Below are 7,376 nucleotides of genomic sequence, written 5' to 3'. Positions count from 1 at the left end.
ATTATCTGCAGCGCCGCGCGCATGACGCCGGAGCGCGTCGAGGAGGAATTGTTCGGCGTCGAAGAGGGCGGGGATCTCGTCCGCCCCGGCCTGCTCGAACAGGCGCATGGCGGCACGTTATTCCTCGACGAAATCGCCGACATGCCGATCGCGACGCAGGGCCGGATTCTGCGCGTGCTGACCGACCAGAGTTTCACCCGTGTCGGCGGCCAGCGCACGGTCAAGGTCGATGTCCGCGTCGTCTCGGCGACCGCGCGTAACCTCACCGACGAAATCGCCGAGGGACGTTTCCGCGAGGATCTTTATTACCGGCTCAACGTCGTTCCCGTGGCGATTCCGTCGCTGACTGAGCGGCGCGAAGACATTCCTGCGCTGGTCGAGCATTTCGTCGCGCATTACGCCAACGAACGCCGCGTGCCGACGCCCGAAGTCGCCGACGACGCCATGGTGGCGCTGCAAAGCTATGAATGGCCGGGCAACGTCCGCCAGCTCCGCAACGTGGTCGAGCGCACGATCATTCTCGCGCCCGGCGACCGCATCGGCCGGATCGACGTCGATCTGCTCCCCGCCGAGGTGCTCGGCGGCAATGGCGACGGGGCGGGAGCCTCGGCGATGATGGGAGCGCCGCTGCGTGAGGCGCGCGAGACATTCGAGCGCGAATATCTTCGCGTCCAGATCCGGCGTTTCTCGGGCAATATCTCACGCACCGCGACCTTTATCGGGATGGAGCGGTCGGCGTTGCACCGGAAACTCAAGCTGCTCGGGATTACCGACAGCCGCGAAGATTAGGTCCGCGCTGGACGTAAGGCGCCGCCCACCATACATTGCCGATGCGCGAGCCGGACGGGTGAGCGCTTCAGACGCCGGAAAACGGCGCCTAGCGGGGTACATCCCGCCAAAACCAAGGACCGATAATGGCCGACAAGCAAACCTCGCTCCAGGATCTGTTCCTCAACGCGCTACGCAAGGCGAAAACACCGGTGACGATGTTCCTCGTCAAAGGCGTCAAGCTTCAGGGTATCGTGACGTGGTTCGACAATTTCAGCGTGCTGCTGCGCCGCGACGGCCAGTCGCAGCTAATTTATAAGCACGCGATCTCGACGATCATGCCGTCCAACCCGATCGACGTCGCCGCAATAGTCGACGCGGTGGGGGAGGCGCAGAAGAAGCAGCCGCTGCTCCAGGAAATCTTCCTCAATGCCGTGCGCAAGTCTGAAGACAGCGTGACGATGTTTCTGGTCAACGGCGTCATGCTGCAGGGACACATTGCGTCGTTCGATCTGTTCTGCATGCTGCTTGAACGCGAAGGGATGGCGCAGTTGGTCTACAAGCACGCGGTATCGACCATTCAACCGGCGCGGCCGTTGAATTTATCAGAAGATTCAACGGAATCCACCGAGGATTGAGCACCGGTTTCGAACGTGACCGCGACGACTTCGCCCGCGGGGCGAGGGCGATCGTCGTACTGCCCGACCAAGGCAAGGCGAGCCGCGATGCCGAGGCTCGGCTGGCGGAGACGGGTGGCCTGGCGCTGGCGATCGGGGTCGAGGTGGTCGACAAGATCGCTTTCCGCGTCCGCGCACCCAAACCGGCGACGCTGATCGGGTCGGGGCAGGTCGAGCAACTCGCCGCGCAGGTGCGGATGGAGGAGGCGGGGCTGGTCGTGTTCGACGCCAGCTTGACGCCGGTGCAGCAACGCAACCTCGAAACCGCGCTCGAAGCCAAGGTTATCGACCGTACCGGGCTGATCCTCGAAATCTTCGGCGAGCGCGCTGCGACCGCCGAGGGACGATTGCAGGTCGAACTCGCGCATCTCGATTACCAGGCGGGTCGATTGGTCCGGAGTTGGACTCACCTTGAACGTCAGCGCGGTGGGTTCGGCTTCCTAGGTGGTCCAGGGGAAACGCAGATCGAAGCTGATCGCCGCTTGATCCGCGACCGCATGGCGCGGTTGAAGAAGGAGCTCGATCAGGTCAGCCGCACCCGCGGCCTCCACCGCGACCGGCGCCAGCGCGCGCCGTGGCCGATCATCGCCCTCGTTGGCTATACCAACGCCGGAAAATCGACGCTTTTCAATCGCCTGACCGGGGCTGACGTCATGGCGGAAGACTTGCTGTTCGCGACGCTAGACCCGACGCTGCGGCAGATTTCGCTGCCGGGGATCGACAAGGCGATCGTGTCCGACACGGTCGGCTTCGTTTCCGAACTGCCGACGCAATTGGTCGCAGCGTTCAAGGCTACGCTAGAGGAAGTGGTGACGGCCGACTTGCTGATCCACGTTCGCGATATCGCGCATCCCGACAGCGAGGCACAGCGCGCCGATGTCGAGAAGGTGCTGCGCGAGATTGGCGTGGCCGATGCGACGCCGCGGTTCGAGGCGTGGAACAAGGTCGACCTGCTCCACGGCGATGACCGTATCGATGCGCTCAACGAGGCCGGGCACCGCGACGATGTCGTCGCGATCTCGGCGATGACCGGGGAAGGGGTCGATGACCTGATCGCCGAGGTTGCCGCCAAACTGACTGCCGCACATCGACGTTACTCGATCACGCTCGATGCGGCGGACGGGGCGGGGGCGGCGTGGCTCCACCAGCATGGCGACGTTCTGAGGCAGGTGGTCGAAGGGGACAGCGCAATCTACGACGTGCGGATGGCGCCGCGCGACTATGAGCGGTTTGAAACCCGCCCTTAGATTCCTCTCTTAACGCGCTGCCAGAGCGCTTCCTGCTCATCGAGGCTGCGCGACGCGAAGCCGGTATCCGCCGCTTCCATCGCCTTGAACCGCCGTTCGAACTTCGCACTTGCCGAGCGTAAAGCCGCTTCAGCGTCGATCCCCAATTTACGCGCCCAGTTTACCGTCGCAAACAACAGGTCGCCAATCTCTTCTTCGCGCTCGGCGTCGGTCGTGGCTGTCTCGACCTCAGCAAGTTCCTCGTCGATCTTGACGCGTGCTCCGCTCGGATCGGGCCAGTCGAACCCGGTGCGCGCGGCGCGCTTCTGGAGTTTTTCGGCACGGAGCAATGCCGGAAGGCCAATCGCCACACCGTCGAGCGCACTCTCGGCACCCTTGGCGCCACGTTCTTCGGCCTTGATCTGTTCCCACAGATAGTGGCCACCCTCGGCCGCATCGCCGAAGATATGCGGGTGACGACGCTCCATCTTGTCGCAGATCGATGCGACCACGTCGTTGAGCGCAAAGTCACCGCCTTCCTCCGCCATGCGGGCATGGAACACGACCTGAAGCAGTAAGTCGCCGAGCTCGTCCTTGAGATCGGCCATGTCGCCACGCTGACACGCGTCGGCGACCTCATAGGCTTCCTCGATCGTGTACGGCGCGATCGTCGCGAAAGTCTGCACCGTATCCCATTCGCAACCACGCTCGGGATCGCGCAACCGCGCCATGATCGCGACGAGGCGCTCGATGTCGATTCCAGGCCGCGGAATTTGGGGAGGACGGTTCATACGCTCGCCTTATAACAACCTCGCTACCCCGCAGGCCATGTGTATAACGCGGCACTGGCGAGTTCGACGTTCAAGCGGAGATCGACAGATGAAGGCGCTCCTTCTGGTGACGATGCTGGGTGCGACCGCGCTTGCCGCTCCGCAAAAGACGGTGCGCCCAAAAACATCGATTGCAATGAACGACAGCTCCAAATCCCATTCCTAGATTGATAATATACATTATGTAAAGTCTAGCGGGATTGCGGGATCAGGATGAGCGTCTTCCCCTCCACCCGCCAGGATTTGAGCCGCGACAGGAAACTCATGCCGAGTACGTCCTCATCGCCGAACGATTCGGATACGACTGCCGGCGCGTCGGTGGCGATGATGCCGCCGACCTTGAGCTCGGCGATCGTCGCGGGCTGCGCCAGGACCTGACCATTCGCGGTGTCCAGCGGGATTTGCGGTGACATACTGTCGATCGCGACCTTGGCGTCCGCTGCGCTGGCCGTCGACAGGCTGGTATAGCTGGCACCACTATCGACCAACAATGTGCGCTCGACGCCGTTGATCGTCGCACGGGCGTAGAAATGACCGTCATCGGCCATCGCGATGCGGACTTCGTTGCCGATCACCGACTGATCGCGACCGTAAAACATCTCACGCGCACCCGACACCAGCCATTCGTTGCGATTTACCAGCGCGACGATCATCAGTCCGGTGGCAAAAATGCCGATCCACGCCAAGGACATCAATGCGACGCGCCCCAGTGGCAGCCGCCGCGCGAACAGCGCCGACAGCGGCAGGATCAAGAGCAGCGCGTAAAAGATCGCATTGCCGGTCTGGTCGGTCATCGCTCAACCTCGAATTCGAGCCCATCGTGCGCCGGTACCACGCCCGCGGGCAGTTCCGCGAGCAACGACGCATAGTCCATCGATTGGTCGAGATGAGTCAGCGCGGTGTGGCATGGGGAGAGTTGGTCGATCCACGGCAGCGCCTCGGCCAAATGCGGATGGCTCGGGTGCGGACGGCGGCGCAGGATATCGACGATCCAGACGTCGAGATTCTGATACAGCGCGCGCATATCGTCAGTCATTACGTTGAAATCGGTAGCATATCCGATCGATCCGGTTCCGCTATCGAAGCGCAATCCGGCGGAGGTAATGTTGGCGTGCGGCTGGTCGGTCGCACTGATCTCAATGTCACCTACCGTCAGTTTGTCGGGCAACTCACTTAGGTCGACGGTCGGCGGATAGCCGTCCAGCCCTTCGAATACATAAGCGAACCGGTCGCGCAGTATCTTCGCCGTTCCGGGCCGGGCATATCCCTGCACGGGCTTTCGCATCGCATGATAGATCTGGCGGAGATCATCGATGCCGTGGGTGTGATCGGCATGATCGTGCGTCCAGATCACGGCGTCAACGCTGTCCACGCCCGCCACCAGCAACTGTTCGCGCATGTCGGGGCCGGTGTCGACCAGAATGCGCGTCGTGGCAGTCTCGATCATGATCGACGCCCGCGTCCGGCGGTTGCGCGAGTCTTCGGGGTCACACCCGCCCCAGTCGTTGCCGATCCGCGGCACCCCCGACGACGTTCCACAGCCGAGAATGCGAACCTTCATTCGGCAGTTTTAGCGAATAATTTGTGGAAGTTGACGCGTGTTGCGTCGGCCAGATCGTCGGCATCTTCGCCGCGCAATTGCGCCAGAAATCGACAGGTGTCGGCGACGAACGCCGGCTCGCCGGTTCGTCCGCGGTGGGGGACCGGCGCGAGGAACGGCGCGTCCGTTTCGATCAGCAGCCGGTCGAGCGGGAGGCGCGCGGCGATTTCCTGAAGATCCTTGGCGTTCTTGAAGGTCACGATGCCCGAAATCGAGATGTACAGGCCCAGATCCAGTGCCTTGTCGGCGAAATTCCCGCTGGCGGTGAAACAATGGATGACGCCGGGATAGGCCCCCTTCCCCATCTCATCGCGCAGGATGTCGATCGTGTCCTCCTCCGCGTCTCGCGTGTGAACGACGATCGGCAGCCCGGTTTCGCGGCTCGCCGCCAGATGCGCGCGGAAACTGGCGCGCTGCCGCTCGCGGTCGGAACGATCGTAATAATAATCGAGCCCCGATTCGCCGATTCCGACGACGCGTGGGTGCGTGGCGCGCTCGATCAGTTTGGCGGCGTCCACGTGCGCGTGCTGATCGGCCTCGTGCGGGTGAATCCCGACCGTTGCCCAGACGTCGTCATGCGCGTCCGCGACGGCGATAACGTCATCCCATTCGCGCTCGCGGGTCGAGATATTGAGCATCGCGACCACGCCGCTGGCGCGCGCGCGAGTCAGTATATCGGCCTGCTGCTCGGCCAAGCCCTTGTAGTTGAGGTGGCAATGGCTGTCGGCGAGCCTCATGTTGGGTCGATCTCAAGACGCGGGAACACGCCCGAGGGTGCTGGGAGTGGCGTTCCCGCGAGGATCGGCCGGCTGAGTGCGTCGAAATTGCGTACGTCCACTCCCTGCCCGAGCAGATCGAGCAATTTGTCGGCGCTTTCGGGGATCGCCCAGCGTGCCATGATCGCGATGCGACGCACAGCTTCGGCAGCGTAGTACAGGATCGTATCGGCGCGCGGCGCGTCGGTCTTGCGGACGCTCCACGGTGCCTGATCGGCGAAATACTGGTTGGCGTCACGTGCGACGCTCCAGATCGCCTCCAGTGCGGTATGGATCGCAAGGTCGGCCATCGCTTCGTGCATGCCGGCCTCGGCCGCGCGCACGCTCTCGACCAGCGCCTCCTCGGCATCGGTCGCCTCCCCTGCCGTCGGGACCGCCGCGCCGTTCTTGGCGATGATCGATAGGCAGCGTTGCGCCAGATTGCCGAGATTATTGGCCAAGTCGGCGTTGCACCGCGTGACGATCGCGTCTTCCGAATAGCTGCCGTCCTGCCCAAAACTGACTTCGCGCAGCAGGAAATAACGCAGCGGATCGACCCCGAAGCGATCGGCGAGCTCTATCGGATCGGTGACATTGCCAACCGACTTGGACATCTTCTCCCCGCGGTTGAGCAGGAAGCCGTGCCCGAACACCTGTTTGGGCAATGCGATCTTCGCACTCATCAGAAACGCTGGCCAGTAAACGGCGTGGAATCGTACGATATCCTTGCCTATTAAGTGCAGGTCGGCGGGCCAATATCGGTCGAGCGCATCGGGATAGCCGACGCCGGTCAAGTAATTGGTCAGCGCGTCGACCCACACATACATGACGTGGCCGTCGCTGCTCGGCACCTTGACCCCCCAGTCGAAACTGGTGCGCGATACCGACAGGTCGTTCAGCCCGCCCTCGACGAAGCGGAGCGTTTCGTTGCGTCGCGCCTGGGGGCGGATGAAATCGGGGTTGGCGGCGTAATGGTCGAGCAGCGGCTGCTGATATTTGGACAGGCGAAAGAACCACGTCTCCTCCGAGGTCCATTCGACCGGCGTGCCTTGCGGCGACAGTTTGCCCCCCTCCCCGTCTACCAATTCCTTCTCGTCGTAAAACGCCTCGTCGCGAACCGAATACCATCCCTCATAGCGGTCGAGATAGAGATCGCCCGCCGCCTCCATCGCCTGCCAGATCGCGCGGCTCGCGGCGTGATGGTCAGGTTCGACGGTGCGGATGAAGCGATCGTATGAGATGTTGAGACGGTCATCCATCGCTTTGAAATATGCCGACATCTCGTCGGCAAGGACGGTCGCTTCGACCCCGCGGTCCCGTGCGGTCTGAAACATCTTGAGTCCATGTTCGTCGGTGCCGGTCTGAAACCGCACATCGCGTCCGGCCTGGCGATGGAAGCGCGCGATGGCGTCGGCCGCGATCGCTTCATACGCATGGCCGATATGCGGGCGGCCGTTGGGATAACTGATCGCGGTGGTAATGTAATAGGGTTCGGCCATAGCCTCCCCTAGAACATCGAC

At 62.7% G+C, this 7,376-nt stretch carries 7 protein-coding genes and 1 pseudogene; 3 read left to right on the top strand and 5 right to left on the bottom strand.

Going from position 1 to position 7,376, the window contains the following annotated elements:
• From JWM94_RS00910 to hflX, 3 genes and pseudogenes are all read left to right on the top strand, one after another.
• On the top strand, positions 1-789 hold a 789-nt coding region (locus JWM94_RS00910), incomplete at its 5' end, for a sigma 54-interacting transcriptional regulator (protein WP_299419883.1).
• A gap of 113 nt (positions 790-902) precedes the next feature.
• Positions 903-1,406: pseudogene (gene hfq / locus JWM94_RS00905) on the top strand (RNA chaperone Hfq); the annotation flags it as partial.
• Positions 1,403-2,692: a GTPase HflX gene (gene hflX, locus JWM94_RS00900; protein ID WP_299419878.1), complete on the top strand. Its 1,290-nt coding sequence runs from the start codon at positions 1,403-1,405 to the stop codon at positions 2,690-2,692. The pseudogene hfq and the gene hflX, both read left to right, overlap by 4 nt.
• On the opposite strand, the gene mazG is transcribed toward hflX, so the two are convergent.
• The 5 genes from mazG to metG form a co-directional block, all read right to left on the bottom strand.
• Positions 2,689-3,462 (bottom strand): nucleoside triphosphate pyrophosphohydrolase, encoded by a 774-nt coding sequence (mazG, locus tag JWM94_RS00895; protein ID WP_299419875.1) that lies wholly within the window; start codon positions 3,460-3,462, stop codon positions 2,689-2,691. The genes hflX and mazG overlap by 4 nt on opposite strands.
• A gap of 230 nt (positions 3,463-3,692) precedes the next feature.
• Positions 3,693-4,295, bottom strand: coding sequence for a TIGR02281 family clan AA aspartic protease (locus tag JWM94_RS00890; protein WP_299419872.1), 603 nt, complete (start codon positions 4,293-4,295; stop codon positions 3,693-3,695).
• Entirely contained in the window at positions 4,292-5,062 is a 771-nt protein-coding gene (locus JWM94_RS00885) for an MBL fold metallo-hydrolase (protein WP_299419867.1), read from the bottom strand. The genes JWM94_RS00890 and JWM94_RS00885 overlap by 4 nt, the downstream gene beginning before the upstream one ends.
• Positions 5,059-5,838, bottom strand: coding sequence for a TatD family hydrolase (locus tag JWM94_RS00880; RefSeq protein ID WP_299419863.1), 780 nt, complete (start codon positions 5,836-5,838; stop codon positions 5,059-5,061). Before JWM94_RS00880 ends, JWM94_RS00885 begins: the two co-directional genes overlap by 4 nt.
• Positions 5,835-7,355, bottom strand: coding sequence for a methionine--tRNA ligase (gene metG / locus JWM94_RS00875; protein ID WP_299419858.1), 1,521 nt, complete (start codon positions 7,353-7,355; stop codon positions 5,835-5,837). The genes JWM94_RS00880 and metG overlap by 4 nt, the downstream gene beginning before the upstream one ends.
• Positions 7,356-7,376 lie beyond the last annotated feature (21 nt).

Source organism: Sphingomonas bacterium, assembly GCF_028289855.1.
GTDB lineage: Bacteria > Pseudomonadota > Alphaproteobacteria > Sphingomonadales > Sphingomonadaceae > Sphingomonas.
The sequence above is the reverse complement of the archived record's forward strand: the minus strand, read 5'-3'. Positions and strand labels throughout refer to the sequence as shown.